We start from the raw sequence: 15526 nt of genomic DNA, 5'->3' as shown, positions 1-15526 counted from the left end.
ACAAGCCGCGCCCCGATTCGCACGACCCTGCCGAAGCCTGAAGGCTCGGCGAGAAACACATCGCGTGTCGCATTTTGTCGTTATCCAGGCGCGTTAGCGACGACGCCTATGCCTCGCGATCCGCAAACTCCAGCTAACAACCCAACAATGCCGAGGGCGACGCGCCTCATCGGCTGCTTCCTGCCTGCGCGCTCGATCAAGCGCGCCTCGCATCGAATCAGGAGTGAGACGATTGAGTCCTTTGCACGAGCAGAATGCCGGAACCAGAGCATCGTCAACCGTTACGCTGGGCGCGATCACCGTTGTCAACCGCGCGTTGCTGAAGCGCGCCGTCGGCGCGATGGCCCTAGGCAACGCGATGGAGTGGTTCGACTTCGGTGTCTATAGCTATATCGCGGTGGTTCTCGGCCGCGTGTTCTTTCCGTCCAGCAGCCCGTCGGCGCAACTGATCGCGACCTTCGGCACGTTCGCGGCAGCGTTCCTCGTGAGGCCAATCGGCGGCGCGGTATTCGGTCCGCTCGGCGACAAGATCGGCCGGCAGCGCGTGCTCGCGATGACGATGATCATGATGGCCGCAAGCACCTTCTGCATCGGTCTCATTCCGGGCCATGATTCGATCGGCATGCTGGCGCCCGTCTTGCTGCTGATTGCGCGCCTGGTACAAGGCTTCTCGGCCGGCGGAGAATATGGCGGCGCAGCGACCTTCATTGCCGAATTCGCGACGGACAGGCGGCGCGGATTCGCGGGCAGCTTTCTCGAAGTCGGAACCCTCGTCGGATACGTTTTCGGCGCAGGCACCGTCGCGCTGCTGACCACGAGCCTTTCGCACGAAGCGCTTCTATCGTGGGGCTGGCGCGTACCGTTTCTTATCGCCGGGCCGCTCGGACTCATCGGCCTCTACATTCGCATGAGGCTCGAGGAAACTCCCGTCTTCAAGAAAGAAGCCGAGATTCGCGAGGCGCACGAACGAGCGCGTCCTAAGCTCTCGCTGCGCGCCCTGCTCAGGCAGCAATTCCGGCCGATGATCCAGTGCGTCGGCCTCGTACTGATCTTCAACGTCACCGACTACATGGCGCTGTCGTATCTGCCGAGTTTCCTGTCGGCAACGCTGCACTTCGACGAGACACATAGCCTCTTCCTGGTGCTGATCGTCATGGTGCTGATGATCCCGATGACGCTCTGGGCCGGTCATCTGTCCGATCGCATCGGCCGCAGGCCCGTGATGATGTGCGGCTGCATCGGACTCTTTCTGTTGTCCATTCCCGCACTGCTGCTCATCCGGACGGGCGCGGCATGGCCGGTGTTCGCCGGGCTTTTCATGCTCGGCGCACTGCTCTCCACCTTCACTGGCGTGATGCCGTCGTCGCTGCCCGCATTGTTCCCCACGCGGATTCGTTATGGCGCGCTGGCGATCGGCTTCAACGTTTCGGTATCGCTTTTCGGGGGAACGACGCCCCTCGTCACCGCGTGGCTCGTCGAGCAGACCGGCAATCCGATGATTCCCGCTTACTACCTGATGGGAGCGTCCGTCATCGGCCTCGTGTCCGTGTTCGCCATGCGCGAGACGGCGGGCGCGCCGTTGCTCGGCTCCGGACCGTGCGTCGCGACGCGCGCCGAGGCGCTTGCAATGACGCACGACAAACTGAAGGTCGTGCCTGCGGTCAAACGCGAGATCGTTCCTCAAAAGAAGCGTGCCTGAGGGCGAGGCTCAGCGCGTCATGCTACGACCGTCCGCCGGCGCGTTCGTCCGGCGGACCTTCGGCGCCACAGCGTCGCGGCGCGCCTCGCGTTACACCGCGATTTCGCCCTGGTCTTCGCCCGCCCAATAGTGGATGCGCTCCGCGCTCACCCTGATCAGCACGATTCCCGGCGTCTCAAAGCCCTCTGCAAACCACTTTTCGATATCTTCATTCCAGTGGTCCTTCATCGCGGGCTTCTCGCGGATGAGTTCGGCGCGGCCCTCGACGGCTACGAACAGCGGCGGCGCACCGTCCGGTTTCGCGCTGCCGGTGAAGGTCAGCGCAACGGTAGGATCAGCCTCGATTTCCTGCACCATGTGCGTCTTCTCGAGCGTGAAGTAGTAGCTGTCCCCGTCGAACCTGACATCGCGGTTATTGCTCATCGGCCTCGCGGCGATCTTGCCGTTCAACGCGCGCGTCAACAGCATCGCGAAATCGATCTCGGCCATACGGCTCGCGAGTTCATCCAAGCTCAGTGTGCTCATCGGTTTTCCTCCTGTTCGGTCGATAACGCCAACGACGTGCGCAACGCTCGTGCCGCTTCTTGTCGTGGACATGAACAGGGATCGGGATGCTTCGTATGAGGATTGCGACCGTGACACGGATGAACCCCGATCGTGCCTGCAAGATCAACGCTTGCAACGCGCACGATTCGCGTTCGGCCTGACGTCGAGCATCGCCAGCACAGGCCGCAGCGCGCCTTCCAGCAGTTCGCGCTTCGGGTTGACGCGCGCGAGCACGCGCAAGCCCATGAGTGACGCGAGGAGCGACTTCGCCATGTCGGCGGCGTCGATATCGGAGGAAACGGTGCCGTCCTCCTGCCCCGCCGTCACGCAGCGCGCGAAGAAGCCTTCGATGTCCTTCAGCATGCGATTCAACACGCGCTGAAACTGCTTGTCGTGCGGCGCGAGTTCCATCGCCGAGTTCACGATCAGACAGCCCTTGCGATGCGGGTCCTTCACCGAAAGCCGAATGACTTCATCGAAGAACATGACAATGGCATCGCGCGGGGCCACCTGATGCTCGAGCCGCTGCACGCGCGCGCGAAATCCGCGTTCGACGTAACGTTCGAGTGCGCGTTCATAGAGCGCGCGCTTGTCCCCGAACGCGTTATAAAGGCTCGCGGACGTGAGGCCCATCGCTGCAGCCAGATCGCGCACCGACGTTGCTTCATAGCCGCGCGACCAGAACTGCGCGGTGGCCGCATCGAGCACGGCATCTTCGTCGAATTGACGCGGACGTGGCATGCGCGCGCTCCTTCGTTACGCGGACTTCGGGTAGTTCGACGGGAACAGCGCGCGCTTGGTCTCGTCGTCGTTGACGGTCTTGAACGCATGCGTCTTGTTCACCGCGCGCGCACGTTCCACTGCAGGCCGCGCGTCGATCTTCGCGAACCAGCGCTGCAACGCGGGATAGGCGGCAAGCGGAGCGTCGCTGTTCCTGAACACGCGCGATGCGCGATCGATCCATCCCCACGCCGACATGTCCGCGATCGTATAGCTGTCGCCGACGATGAACTCGCGGCCCTTCAGTCTCTCGTCGAGCACTTCGTAATGGCGCTCCGCCTCGCGCCGGTAGCGGTTCACAGCGTAGTCGAGCCCTTCGGGCGCTGCATACTGGAAGTGCACGGCCTGCCCGGAGAACGGCCCGAGTCCGCTCGCGACGAACATCAGCCACGACAGCAGTTGCGGGCGATCTTCCGGCGCGCCGAGAAACTGGCCGCTTTTTTCCGCGAGATAGAGCAGGATGGCGGTGGAATCGAATACGGCTGCGGGCTTGCCGCTCGGCCCTTGCGTATCGACGATGGCCGGCACCTTGCCGTTCGGGTTGATGGCGCGGAACGCCGGCGAATGCTGCTCGCCCTTGCTCGTGTCGACAGGCTTCAGCACGTAAGGCAGTCCCGATTCTTCGAGAAAGAGCGCGATCTTCGCGGGATTGGGCGTCGGGTGAAAATAAAACTCGATCATGCAGGTCGTCTCCGTGTCGTGGCCACTATCGCGACATTTTAGATCGATCGATCCACAACGCGCAGAAGCGAGAGCCGATCCGCGAGGGCGGCTCGTCACGAATCGGGTGCAAGAGACTGCATGAGGCGCGTGAGGTCACGCGGTTCCACGCGGATGAGTCCGCCTTTCGGGCTGTCGATATCGGCGATGAGCGCGAGCGAAAGCGCGACCGTCGCCGGAAGAATGGTGATGAGCAGGCCTTTGCGCAGGCTTCCCTTCGCGCCGTAGCCTTGCACCACGCAACCGACCAGGGCGATGACGATCATCAGATACCACGCGCCGAGCGGAATGTGATTGATGCGGGCGGCCTCCGAATAGTCCTGCGAGTTGAGGACGTCGTTCATGCCCGACACGACCAGTGCGCCGATGGGCGTCGGCTGCGCTTTCGCCACTTGCGTTGCAAGTTGCCAGAGCTCGGCCTCGACGCGGGTGGTATCGCTCGCGATTCTTGCGAGTTCGCCGGACGAGCGCGTTTTATAGTTCGCCAGTCTCAGCTTCGCATAGCGGATCAGCGCGGACTTGATCTTCGCGCCGGTCGCGGCATCGGCGAGATCGGCGCGGGCGTACTCGGTGCCGATGGCATTCGCTTCGCTTTCCTCCAGCGTCTTGCGCAAGTCGTAGCGGTTGACCGCCATCGACAGGCTGAAGCCCACGAGCAGCGCGAGCAGCGTCAGCGTCGATGTCTGGATGAGATTGAAGTCTTCGCGGTCGCTCTCGGGCAGCACCGCCCAGCGGCGCAGCACGTACGCGCCGAACGCTACCGCGCTCACGAACAGCGCGAGCAGAACGACGAACACCACAGCCGGATAGTCGACGAAGGTTGTCATCCCGATCCCAGGTCGCGCGTGTGAAGAGCGTTCGCGCGCAGCGGAACGCGAACGTGATTCATGCCCCTTGCAGCAATACTCGAAAAGCGCGGCACCGAGTGATGATTGGGGCTATCGGCGCGCGCGCTTCGATCGACGGCCGTTATGGTGCTGTGGGATCTCACGGCGAGGGCTTGCCGCATCCGGTTAATGCCAAGCGTGGCCCGAACGCGGATCGCACGCACCTTAGCGAGCCGGCCCCGCGCCGGCAATGCCGATCGCATTCAGTTCCTTCAGCACTTCGTCGCTCAGCACGATATCGGCGGCCTTCAGGTTCTCGCGCAAATGCGTCACCGACGACGTGCCCGGAATCAGCAGAATGTTCGGGGATCGATGCAGCAGCCACGCGAGTGCCATCTGCATCGGGGTTGCACTCAGACGCGCCGCGATCCGGGCCAGCGTGTCCGATTGAATCGGCGAAAAACCGCCGAGCGGGAAGAACGGCACATACGCGATGTGCTCCCGCGCGAGTTCGTCGACGAGCGCGTCGTCATCGCGATTCACGAGGTTGTAGTGATTCTGGACGCAAACGATCGGCGCGATCTTCCGTGCGTCCCGCACCTGCATCGATGTCGCGTTGGACAAGCCGATGTGCCGTATCTTGCCTTCCTGCTGCATCGTTGCGAGCGCGTGCATCTGCGGCTCGATGGAGCCTTCGGTCGGCCTGTGGATGTCGCCCATGATGCGCAGATTGACCACGTCGATGGCATCGACGGCGAGGTTGCCAAGATTGTCTTCGACGCCGCGACGCAAGTCATCTGGCTCGAAAGCGGGCAGCCAGCCGCCCTTGTCGTCACGCACCGCGCCGAGCTTGGTCACGATGGTCAGGTTCGATGGATACGGATGCAGCGCCTCGCGAATGATCTCGTTGGTCACGTGCGGGCCGTAGAAATCGCTCGTGTCGATGTGATTCACCCCCGCTGCAACGGCTTCCCTCAACACCGCGAGCGCGGACGCGCGATCCTTCGGCGGACCGAATACGCCCGGTCCCGCAAGCTGCATCGCGCCATAGCCCATTCGATTCACTTCGCGTCCCGCAAACTCATAGGTCTTCATCATTGCACGGCTCCCGGTGGCAGATTGGATGGCGCATTATCTCCAGCTTGCAGCGTCGATTGAATACCGCTAAGTTGCACGGGTTGTTCAAAAAACAAAACGGTCCGAATGTGGAACTGAACGATCTCGCTGCCTTTGTCTCCGTCGCCCGGGCAGGCGGCTTCCGCGACGCGGCCCGTACGAACGGCGTATCGGCTTCGAGCCTTTCGATGGCCGTGCGCAGGCTCGAGACCAAGCTGGGCTTGCGCTTGCTGAACCGCACGACGCGCAGCGTGTCGCCGACCGAGGCGGGTCAGCGGTTGATAGAAACGCTCACGCCGTTGTTCGGCGAAATGGAAGCGGCGCTGGATGTGCTGAACGGCTATCGCGATTCGCCGAGCGGCACGCTCAGGCTCAATGTCCCCGCGAGCGCCGCACGCACGCTGCTGCCGGGGCTGCTCGCGGGGTTCATGCACGCGTATCCCGACATCCGCGTCGAAGTGATGGTGGAGGACGGCTTCGTCGATGTCCTGTCGATCGGTTGCGATGCGGGCATACGCTACGACGACAAGCTCGAACAGGACATGATCGCCATGCCGATCGGCCCGCGCATCGACCAATTCACGACCGCCGCTTCGCCCGCCTATTTGCGCGCGCACGGCACGCCCCGCCATCCGCGTGATCTGCTTTCGCATACCACCGTGCGGGGACAATTCTCCGGCGGTGCGCGGCCCGCGTGGCAGTTCGAGCGCGATGGCGAAGTGGTTCGCGTCGATCCGCCGTCGCGCCTCGTCGTGCGTCCCGGCGCGGCGTTGGGCCTGATGATCGACGCGGCGATCGCAGGTCTCGGGGTCATCCATCTGTTCGAGGAGATGTTGCAGCCGCACGTCGAAAGCGGTGCGCTCGTGCCGATACTCGACGACTGGAGACAGCCGTTTTCCGGGCCGTTTCTCTACTATCCGGGACGCCGGCATGTGCCCGCGCCGCTGCGCGCGTTCATCGACTGGCTAAAGCAGAACGACCGCATGTAGCGGCGCATGCGGTCGTGCTCGCCTGCCTTCGCAAGGCATATGTAAGCACGGCCAACGATTCTCTTTCCGACACCGTCCCGTCATTTCCGCGCCCTATATTCGTCAATCGCCGCAACCGGCAGTCGCAGCACGGCCGGTTACGCGCGCACAACAACACGTCCTTCGAACTTCCACGAGCGGGGTCTCGGCAGGCGGTCTTTCTTGCCGGCGACATCGAGCATGGCATGCGGCCGGTGCATGGGCATCGGACGTGACGAGCCAGGCCGGGTCGCCGGGAGGATCGGCTGCGGTGAAGGCAATCGAAGGTTTCGAGGATCAGCAGGAAAGAAGGAGCACTTGCCCCGTGAACTCCCGTCGCAAATTTCTTCAAGGCACGGCGACTGCCGGCCTGTCGGCCGCGGCCCTGAGCGTATTTCCCCCGAGCATCCGCCGCGCGCTCGCGATTCCCGCGCATCACGACACCGGCACGATCAAGGACGTCAAGCACGTCGTCATTCTGATGATGGAGAACCGCGCGTTCGACCATTACTTCGGCACCTATAAGGGCGTGCGCGGCTACGGCGATCGCTTCACGATCCCGCTGCCTGACGGCCGCAACGTATGGCAGCAGATCGACGCGAACGGCAACATCGACCTGCCCTACCATCTCGACGAAACCAGAGGCAATGCGCAGCGCGTCGCCGGGACGCCGCATAGCTGGGTCGACACGCAGAATGCGTGGGATGGCGGCCGCATGGCTGCGTGGCCGGTGTCGAAGAAGAACCAGACGATGGGTTACTTCGACAACGCTGAAATTCCATTCCAGCGCGCGCTGGCCGAAGCCTTCACGATTTGCGACGACTATCACTGCGCGTTTCTCGGCGGCACGCACCCGAACCGCATCATCCATGCGACGGGCACGCATGGTCCTGCCTATGGCAAGACCTTTGTGAACAACTTCAGCGGAGACTTCGACGTGACCACGTCCGCCTCCGCGTACTTCGACTGGAAGACGACCGCCGAGCGCCTCGAAGACGCCGGCGTCACGTGGAAGGTCTATCAGAACATCAAGAACACCTACGGCTGCAATCCGCTGCTCGGCTTCAGGCAGTTTCGCAAGGCCAACGAGGCACTGCCTGCGACGCGCCAGGTCAACACGTCGCTCACGCAGGCCGCCGAGCCGGCCTTCAGTCCCGCCGATGCCGTGGCCCAGCCGCTGATCAAGGGCTACGCGAACACCCTGCCGACCACCGACACGGACCCGAATACCAACGGCACGTTCGTCGAGGCGTTCGCCGACGACGTAAAGAACGGCCGCCTGCCGGAAGTCTCGTGGGTGATTCCGACGGACGTCTACTCCGAGCACCCGGGGCCGTCGAGCCCGGTTCAGGGCGCGTGGTTCGTGCAGCAATTCCTCGATGCGCTCACCGCCGTGCCCGAGGTCTGGAGCAAGACCGTGCTGCTCGTCAATTTCGACGAGAACGATGGCTTCTTCGATCACGTGCCTCCGGCCGCGGCGCCGTCGCCGAACGGTGACGGCACCTACGCCGGCAAGACCACGCTGAACGGCGCCGACCTGAGCGCCGAATATTTCACGCATCCGTACGTGACTCGCGCCGATACCGGCGCGCAGCCCAACAGCCAGCCCGCCGGTCCCGACGGCAAGCCGTACGGACCCGGCCCGCGCGTGCCGCTGTGGGTGATCTCGCCGTGGAGCCGTGGCGGCTGGGTCAATTCGCAGACGTTCGACCACACATCGGTGCTGCGTTTCCTCGAAGCGCGCTTCGGCATCAAGGAGAGCAACATCTCACCGTATCGCCGGCTGATCAATGGCGATCTGACGACGGCGTTCAATTTCGCGTCGCCGAACAACGAACCGCTGCCGACCATCGCGGGCGAAAAAAGCAAGGCCGACGCCGATGCGCTGCGCGCAACGCAGCAGGCGCTCGGACAGATCGTGCCCGATGCGAACCGCGGCATGCCGAAGCAGGCAAGCGGCTTCCGCCCGTCGCGTGCGCTGCCCTATGAACTCCATGCCAGCGCTCATGTCGATACGGCCTCCGGCGCCGTCCGGCTGCTGTTCGCCAACACCGGTCGGCAGGGCGCCGTGTTCCACGTCTACGACAAGTTGCATCTGGACCGCTTGCCGAAGCGTTATGCAGTGGAGCCGGGCAAGACGCTGGACGACGTGTGGACGCCGACTTCGACGGACCAGGGCCGATACGATCTCTGGGTACTCGGCCCGAACGGTTTCCATCGCGAATTCAGGGGCCAGCTCGCCGCGCAGAAGGGGCACCGGGACGTCAATCCGGAAGTGCGTGTCGGCTACGGCTTGCTGACTGGCACGCTGCACCTGCAACTGCGCAACGATGGCGCGGGGCCGGCGCAGTTCACCGTCAGGTCGAACAAGTTCTACGGTGCATTGCAGGCGTTTCCGGGTCTGCCCGTTCCGGGCTTCGGTCGAAATCCATCCGGCTTCGGCGGCTTTCCTGCGCCGGGCTTCGGCGCCTGGCCGGCGCCCGCGCCTTTCGGTCGCGATGATGCGCTCGGCGCGGGAAATAGCTGGACGGTAAGCACGAACGGCGCACTTCCTGCCGCGCTGTTCTGGAACGTCGCTCAGACCGGGTACTGGTATGACTTCGAAATCACGAGCGCCACGGACCGCAGCTTCTTCCGGCGCATCGCTGGACGGATGGAGACGGGCCGACATTCGGTAACCGACCCGGCGATGGGCATGCCCGACAGCTTCTGAAGCGGCACAAGGGGCGCCCCGTGTCGGTCCGGCGCCTCTCGCTTGTTGATCTCACCGGCCGCAGCGCGGCTTGACAGCGGCCGGCGTGGACACTGAGAGTCCGGCCGCTAACGACAGCGGCGTTTCAGAGACAAGTGATCGCGTCCACCGCTTTGGGCCTCCTCCCGTTCCGCCGATTGGATGCACGGCGCCTCGCTGATCTGGCTGCTTACACGGAGGCAGGACGGAACCGTTGCAACCATGCGAGCGTTGATGCAGCATCTAATCGATTCGCCGCGTGGTGCGGCCGGTATCGAAGGATACAAGACGCATGATAGGTGAGCCTAACTAAATTGCATCGACGTTCGGAAGCCGGTCGCGATGATTACGCCTTGACGGACGCAATCGCATCGCGCATGCCGCCGAAGCGTCGCCGATACTGCGCCGGCGTGAGGTTCACCTTGCGCGTGAAGAGACGGGTGAAGAAGCCCGCGTCCTCATAGCCGACCTCATTGGCGATGGCTTCGATCGGCTGACTGTCGGCTTCGAGCATTTGTTTCGCTTCTTCCAGGCGCAGCGTATGCACGTATGCGAGCGGGGACATTCCTGTCGCCCGCTGAAAACGGCGCTTGAACGATCGCTCGGGCAGGCCGCTCAGCTGCATCATCGCGCTGACGGGCGAGGACTGCGCGTAGTGATCGGCGATCCATGACTGACAACGCGCGATGACCGCATCTTCCGCCTGACGCGTGCGCGCAAGCCGAGCGAACGGCTGCTGGCCGACGTCGTGCCAGTCGACAAGATTGATGCGCGCCGTCTGCATCGCCGTTTCGATGCCGGCCAGCCGCGCGATCAGATACAACGCCAGATCCAGCCATGACGTGCCGCCGCCCGCCATGATGAGCCGCTCGCCCTCCCCCGATGCGATGAGCGCCCGGTGCGCGCGGACCCTGATCGACGGATAGCGCCGCGCCATGGACTCGCAGAACGCCCAGTGCGTCGTTGCGTCGAGGCCGTCGAGCAGGCCCGCTTCCGCCAGCAGGATCGCGCCGGAACACGCCGTCGCCAGTATCTTTCCCTGCGCATGGCAGCGTCTGAGGCACGCGATTTCATCGTCGAAGCGGCCGGCGAGCGGCTCGCCGGGCGAAACGAGCAGTTCGGGCACGCAGATGACGTCGGCATCCGCGCACGCATCCAGCGCGGCATCCGCCGTGATCCGCACGTTGTTGCCGGCGACGAATGTGCCGCCGTGACGCGACACCACGCGAGGCGAAATCGGCGCGCGCCCCGGCGTGCCTTCGACGATGACGCCCCAATCGCGCCCCGCCGACATGAACATGTCATACATGCCGTACACCACGGACGCCGATGTCTCGGGCAGCGCCAGGATGCAGATGCGCGCGGGCGTGCGGTCGTTCATGGCCGTTTTGTCCGGTAAGTTGCCGAAATGGCTTTGGCGTCGGACGGCGGCCCGCCGTATCGTGGCTCCGTCCCAATGTTATTTAAGTGTAAGGAAGCCGTTCGCGCCAGTACGCCTCGCCGTAGCGGGCGCCCGGACGCGCATGTTGTATCCCCTCCTTACACTCGGCCACGACCGGCGACGCATTGCGGACGACCTCTCTGACGTGACCTCGTTGACGGAGCATGACCATGAGCCAGTACCGCACTCGCCTTCCCCAGCTCGATGACGGGCTTTTCATGACCGACGGCGGAATCGAGACGACGCTGATCTTCCACGAAGGAATCGAGTTGCCCTGCTTCGCCGCCTTCGACCTGCTGAAAGACGCCGACGGCGCCGCGCGTCTGGAAAGCTATTTCCGCACGTATGCGAGCATCGCCGCCAAAGAAGGCGTCGGTCTCGTGCTCGAAGCGCCGACCTGGCGCGCCAACGCGGACTGGGGCCGCAAGCTGGGCTACCCGGACGCCGCGCTGGCGCACGTCAACCGGAAGGCGATCGACATGCTCGTGCGGGTGCGGGCCGACTTCGAGACGCCGGAAACGCCGATCGTCATCAGCGGTTGTCTCGGGCCGCGCGGCGACGCCTATCGGATCGAATCGCGCATGACCCGTGACGAGGCGCGCGCCTATCATCAGCCGCAGATCGACACTTTCGCGTCAACCGCGGCCGACATGGTCGCGGCGTTCACGATCACTTACCCGGACGAAGGCATCGGCGTGATCGACGCGGCGAGGCGAGCCGATATGCCTGTCGCGATTTCGTTCACGCTCGAAACCGACGGACGCTTGCCATCGGGCGATGCACTGCGCGATGCGGTCGAGCGCGCGGATGAAGAATCCGGCGGGTATGCCGCGTATTACATGATCAATTGCGCGCATCCATCGCATTTCGAAACCGTGCTCGGCGATGGCGGCGCGTGGCTCGATCGCGTTCATGGCGTCCGCGCGAACGCATCGCGGCTCAGTCATGCCGAGCTGGACGACTCCACCGATCTCGACGATGGCGATCCGGAGGAGCTCGGCGCGCAGTATCGGGCGCTGCGTGCGTTGTTGCCGCGCATGAACGTGGTGGGCGGATGCTGCGGAACGGATCATCGTCATGTCAGTGCGATCTGCCATGCTTTGACGGGTGCAGGTTTCATCAGGACAAAGAATCTTTCGCAACCGGCACGCACTGCGTGAACGACTCTTTCAACAATCGCCGGTCATGGCCTATAACTGAAAGCTGGCGCGCGAGGACACCTCGAACGATCGGACAAGCAGTCTCGCGCGCCGCGATCGTCACGCCGGAGACCAGGAATGAGTCAGAACAAGGGACGGCGGCGCTTTCTGGGCGCCGCGTTGTGCGGCGCCGTCGCGGGATGCGGCGGCTCGGACGATTCCAATTCCGGCGGCAACAGCACGGACGCACCCGTGCCCGATGCACGGATCGATGCCGCGATCGCCCAGCTCGACGCGCTCGCCAACACCCTGATGACGAACACAGGCGTGCCCGGCATGTCCGTCGCGGTCGTGCGTAACCTCAAGACAGTGTATGCAAAAGGCTTCGGCACCCGGCTCATCGGCTCGGGCCTGCCGGTCGATCCCGATACGGTGTTTCAGCTCGCATCGCTGTCGAAGCCGGTAGGGTCGATGGTCGTCGCGCATCAGGTCGGCATCGGCGCAATCAGGTGGGACACGCCGGTGCAAGCGAATCTGCCCTGGTTCGCACTGTCGAATCCCGACACCACCGCGGCCGTCACTGTCGGCGACATGTACGCGCATCGCTCCGGCCTGCCCGATCACGCCGGCGATCTGCTCGAAGACATGGGATTCGATCAGCGAAGCGTGCTCGAACGCCTGCGTTACCTGCCGCTCACTCCGTTCAGGCGGTCTTACGCCTATACGAACTTCGGCCTGACCGCGGGCGCGCTGTCGGTGGCGGCGGCTGCGGGCATCGATTGGGCGACGCTGTCGGAGCGCACGCTGTATCAGCCGCTCGGCATGACGAGCACGAGTTCGCGCTACGCCGACTTCGTTGCGCGGGCGAATCGCGCGACGGGCCACGTCAAGCGCAACGGCCAATGGGTGGTCGGCCTGGGCTCGATGCCGGACGCCCAGTCGCCTGCGGGGGGCGTCAGCTCGTCCGCGAACGACATGGCCAGATGGCTGGCGATGATGCTCGGCAACGGCATGTTCAACGGCGCGGGAATCGTCGATGCGAACGCCTTGAGCGCCGCAATCAGTCCTCAGTCGCAGACTCAGCCCGCCGGGAACGGACAGCCCGCCAGCTACTACGGCTTCGGTTTCAACGTCGGGACGTCGGCTGCGGGCCGCGCGACCTATAGCCATTCGGGCGCGTTCTTCGCGGGCGCGGCCACGAATTTCGTGGTGGTGCCGTCAACCGGGTGCGCAATCGTCGCACTCACTAACGGCTTTCCGGTCGGCGTACCGGAGACGCTCACCGCGCAGTTCTTCGATCTCGTCCAGTTCGGCTCGATACAGCGCGACTGGTTCACGCTTGCCAGCCACGCATTCGCGGACCAGACGAAACCGTCGGGATCGCTCGTCGGCGTATCGCCGCCGGCGTCGCCGCTTCCGGCGCGCTCACTGTCGACGTACACCGGCGCCTACAACAACGATTACCACGGTCCCATCCAAATCAGCGATGCGGGCGGAACGCTCGTGTTGACCATCGGCGCCACGCCGCTGCGTCTTCCTCTCTCGCACTGGGACGGCGACACGTTCACGTTCACGCTCACCAACGAGAACGCCGCGCCCGGCACGATCTCGAAGGTCTCGTTCCTGAGCGATCAGGTCACGATCGAGTATTACGACGCGGAAGGACTCGGCACGTTCTCGCGTTGATGAGGATCGCGCGTTCGGCATGCTGCGGCCGACGGCACAGGCGAGGATATTCACCACGACGAATCGCACGACGACGGCGCCGCCCGTCGCGTCGTCGCACCCGCTCGCCTGCCGAATGAAGGCCGCGGCGGCCGTCACGCGCGCAGCCGCTTTACTGCCGGTCGCTCGAATCTTGCGCCCCGCTCCGCCGCCACCCGCACGCCAAACCCCTATTTTTTTCCCGATTGCGTTTATTAATTATAGATACATATAATAAAACCGCGTCGAAACCGGTGGGCCCCCGCTTCGCGCAGTTCCGGCATCTGGCCGGCCTGGTGGCATTCATGGACGGTGCGAGCCGTCGACAACGAGGAGTTGTTCATGTCGCAAGCAGAGCTTCAATCCGGCCCGGCCTTTCCGCCGCGGGCGGGACATCCATCGGTTTCCGATCGCGGCGATGCGTGGAGCGGGGACGTGCCCGTCGAAGCGTTCATCGACGCGCATCGCTTCTCGCGCTTCCAGTGGGTCCTGATGGGCGTGTGCTTCCTGATCGTGCTGATCGATGGCATGGATACCGCGGCCATCGGATATATCGCGCCAGCGCTCGTCAAAGGCTGGGGCATCTCGAAGGCTGCGCTCGCGCCCGTGTTGAGCGCCGCGCTCTTCGGACTGGCCGCGGGCGCGGTCATCTCCGGCCCTGCCGCCGACCGCTTCGGGCGCAAGAGCGTGCTCATCGCTGCGACGGCCTTCTTCGGTGCGATGAGTCTCGCAACCGCGTTCGCGGGCTCCATCGAATCGCTCGTGACGTTGCGCTTTCTCACGGGCATCGGTCTCGGAGCGGCGATTCCGAACAGCATCACCCTCGTCTCCGAATACGCGCCGCAGCGAAGCCGCGCGATTATCGTCAACACGACGTATTGCGGCTTCACGGTCGGCGCGGCGCTCGGCGGCTTCATGTCGTCGTGGCTCATCCCGGCGTATGGCTGGCATAGCCTCTTCGTGGTCGGTGGCGTGCTGCCGCTGATCCTTGTTCTCGGCGTGGTGCTGTGGGTGCCGGAATCCGTGCGCTTTCTCGTGAAGCAGGGCGCGCCCAAGGAAAAAATCGGTGCGCCGCTCGTGAAGATCGCGCCGCTCGATCTGTCGCGCGTCCAGTCGTTCCGCCTTTCCGAACGCGTGCAGATCCACGCGAAGACGTCCGTCGGCGCCATTCTCTCGAGGCACTTTCTCGTCGGCACGATCATGCTGTGGCTCACGTACTTCATGGGCCTCGTCATCTTCTATCTGCTGATGAGCTGGATGCCGCTCCTCATGAACGAAGCGGGATTCACGCCCGAACGCGCCGCGCTGCTGACCGCGCTCTTCCCGCTCGGCGGCGGCATCGGCACCGTGGCGTCGGGCTGGCTGATGGATCGCTGGAACGCGAACGTCATCGTGATGCTCGGTTATCTGCTGACCGCGGTGTTCATCTTCGTGGTCGGGCAGGCGATCGGCAGCGTCGGGCTCGTGAGCGCGCTGATCTTTCTCGCCGGCACGACGATGAACGGCGCGCAATCGTCGATGCCCTCGCTCGCCGCCATGTTCTATCCGACGCAGAGCCGCGCGACCGGCGTCTCGTGGATGTACGGCGTCGGGCGTTTCGGCGGCATTGCGGGCGTTGCGCTCGGCGGACTGTTCGCACAGTGGAAGCTCGGCCTGCCGGCGGTGTTCGCCCTGCTCGCGGTGCCTTCGGTGATCGCGGGGCTCGCGCTCTTCGTCAAGCTGAAAGCGCATCCGGCCACCGAACCGATGTGATCTCCGCGGACCGTCCTCATCGCCGACGGTCCGCTTTTACGCTTCAATCAACGCAACGACAGGA

General features: G+C 64.2%; 12 protein-coding genes. 6 read left to right on the top strand and 6 right to left on the bottom strand.

The window, feature by feature from the left end; all coding sequences use genetic code 11:
- Positions 1–232 precede the first annotated feature (232 nt).
- Positions 233–1699 (top strand): glycine betaine/L-proline transporter ProP, encoded by a 1467-nt coding sequence (proP, locus tag P9255_RS01330; protein ID WP_309789060.1) that lies wholly within the window; start codon positions 233–235, stop codon positions 1697–1699.
- Between the two features lie 90 nt (positions 1700–1789).
- Here proP and P9255_RS01325 read toward each other — a convergent pair whose 3' ends face one another.
- The 5 genes from P9255_RS01325 to P9255_RS01305 all read right to left on the bottom strand — a co-directional run bounded on the left by P9255_RS01325 (position 1790) and on the right by P9255_RS01305 (position 5670).
- Positions 1790–2224 carry a pyridoxamine 5'-phosphate oxidase family protein gene (locus tag P9255_RS01325; RefSeq protein ID WP_309789058.1) on the bottom strand — a complete coding sequence of 145 codons (435 nt, stop codon included), beginning with the start codon at positions 2222–2224 and terminating at the stop codon, positions 1790–1792.
- A 144-nt stretch (positions 2225–2368) separates the two neighbouring features.
- Complete coding sequence (locus tag P9255_RS01320; protein WP_309768489.1) at positions 2369–2986, bottom strand: TetR/AcrR family transcriptional regulator; 618 nt, start codon at positions 2984–2986, stop codon at positions 2369–2371.
- A 15-nt stretch (positions 2987–3001) separates the two neighbouring features.
- Positions 3002–3706, bottom strand: a complete 705-nt coding sequence (locus P9255_RS01315; RefSeq protein ID WP_309768488.1) for a glutathione S-transferase C-terminal domain-containing protein — start codon at positions 3704–3706, stop codon at positions 3002–3004.
- Between the two features lie 95 nt (positions 3707–3801).
- On the bottom strand, positions 3802–4572 hold the full coding sequence (locus P9255_RS01310; protein ID WP_309768487.1) for a hypothetical protein: 771 nt from the start codon (positions 4570–4572) through the stop codon (positions 3802–3804).
- A gap of 225 nt (positions 4573–4797) precedes the next feature.
- On the bottom strand, positions 4798–5670 hold the full coding sequence (locus tag P9255_RS01305; protein WP_309789057.1) for an aldo/keto reductase family oxidoreductase: 873 nt from the start codon (positions 5668–5670) through the stop codon (positions 4798–4800).
- Positions 5671–5777: 107 nt separating this feature from the next.
- Here P9255_RS01305 and P9255_RS01300 point away from each other — a divergent pair, with 107 nt between their 5' ends.
- Positions 5778–6677, top strand: coding sequence for a LysR family transcriptional regulator (locus tag P9255_RS01300; RefSeq protein ID WP_309768485.1), 900 nt, complete (start codon positions 5778–5780; stop codon positions 6675–6677).
- A gap of 343 nt (positions 6678–7020) precedes the next feature.
- Positions 7021–9408 (top strand): phosphocholine-specific phospholipase C, encoded by a 2388-nt coding sequence (locus tag P9255_RS01295; RefSeq protein ID WP_309768484.1) that lies wholly within the window; start codon positions 7021–7023, stop codon positions 9406–9408.
- Positions 9409–9772: 364 nt separating this feature from the next.
- Here P9255_RS01295 and P9255_RS01290 read toward each other — a convergent pair whose 3' ends face one another.
- Positions 9773–10807 carry a helix-turn-helix domain-containing protein gene (locus P9255_RS01290; RefSeq protein ID WP_309768483.1) on the bottom strand — a complete coding sequence of 345 codons (1035 nt, stop codon included), beginning with the start codon at positions 10805–10807 and terminating at the stop codon, positions 9773–9775.
- Between the two features lie 230 nt (positions 10808–11037).
- On the opposite strand from P9255_RS01290, the gene P9255_RS01285 reads away from it, so the two are divergent.
- From P9255_RS01285 to P9255_RS01275, 3 genes are all read left to right on the top strand, one after another.
- Entirely contained in the window at positions 11038–12027 is a 990-nt protein-coding gene (locus tag P9255_RS01285) for a homocysteine S-methyltransferase family protein (RefSeq protein WP_309768482.1), read from the top strand.
- Between the two features lie 117 nt (positions 12028–12144).
- Complete coding sequence (locus P9255_RS01280; protein ID WP_309768481.1) at positions 12145–13692, top strand: serine hydrolase; 1548 nt, start codon at positions 12145–12147, stop codon at positions 13690–13692.
- A gap of 360 nt (positions 13693–14052) precedes the next feature.
- Positions 14053–15462 (top strand): MFS transporter, encoded by a 1410-nt coding sequence (locus P9255_RS01275; protein ID WP_309768480.1) that lies wholly within the window; start codon positions 14053–14055, stop codon positions 15460–15462.
- Positions 15463–15526: the final 64 nt, after the last annotated feature.

It is taken from the genome of Caballeronia sp. LZ019, assembly GCF_031450825.1.
Classification (GTDB): Bacteria; Pseudomonadota; Gammaproteobacteria; order Burkholderiales; family Burkholderiaceae; genus Caballeronia.
This window is presented reverse-complemented; position numbering and strand designations above follow the sequence as displayed.

What these genes read in the sequence shown, in the direction of transcription:
- P9255_RS01325 (WP_309789058.1), bottom strand. Translation starts at nt 2,224, where the DNA reads ATGAGCACACTGAGCTTGGATGAACTCGCGAGCCGTATGGCCGAGATC.
- P9255_RS01320 (WP_309768489.1), bottom strand. Translation starts at nt 2,986, where the DNA reads ATGCCACGTCCGCGTCAATTCGACGAAGATGCCGTGCTCGATGCGGCC.
- P9255_RS01315 (WP_309768488.1), bottom strand. Translation starts at nt 3,706, where the DNA reads ATGATCGAGTTTTATTTTCACCCGACGCCCAATCCCGCGAAGATCGCG.
- P9255_RS01310 (WP_309768487.1), bottom strand. Translation starts at nt 4,572, where the DNA reads ATGACAACCTTCGTCGACTATCCGGCTGTGGTGTTCGTCGTTCTGCTC.
- P9255_RS01305 (WP_309789057.1), bottom strand. Translation starts at nt 5,670, where the DNA reads ATGATGAAGACCTATGAGTTTGCGGGACGCGAAGTGAATCGAATGGGC.
- P9255_RS01290 (WP_309768483.1), bottom strand. Translation starts at nt 10,807, where the DNA reads ATGAACGACCGCACGCCCGCGCGCATCTGCATCCTGGCGCTGCCCGAG.
- P9255_RS01285 (WP_309768482.1), top strand. Translation starts at nt 11,038, where the DNA reads ATGAGCCAGTACCGCACTCGCCTTCCCCAGCTCGATGACGGGCTTTTC.
- P9255_RS01280 (WP_309768481.1), top strand. Translation starts at nt 12,145, where the DNA reads ATGAGTCAGAACAAGGGACGGCGGCGCTTTCTGGGCGCCGCGTTGTGC.
- P9255_RS01275 (WP_309768480.1), top strand. Translation starts at nt 14,053, where the DNA reads ATGTCGCAAGCAGAGCTTCAATCCGGCCCGGCCTTTCCGCCGCGGGCG.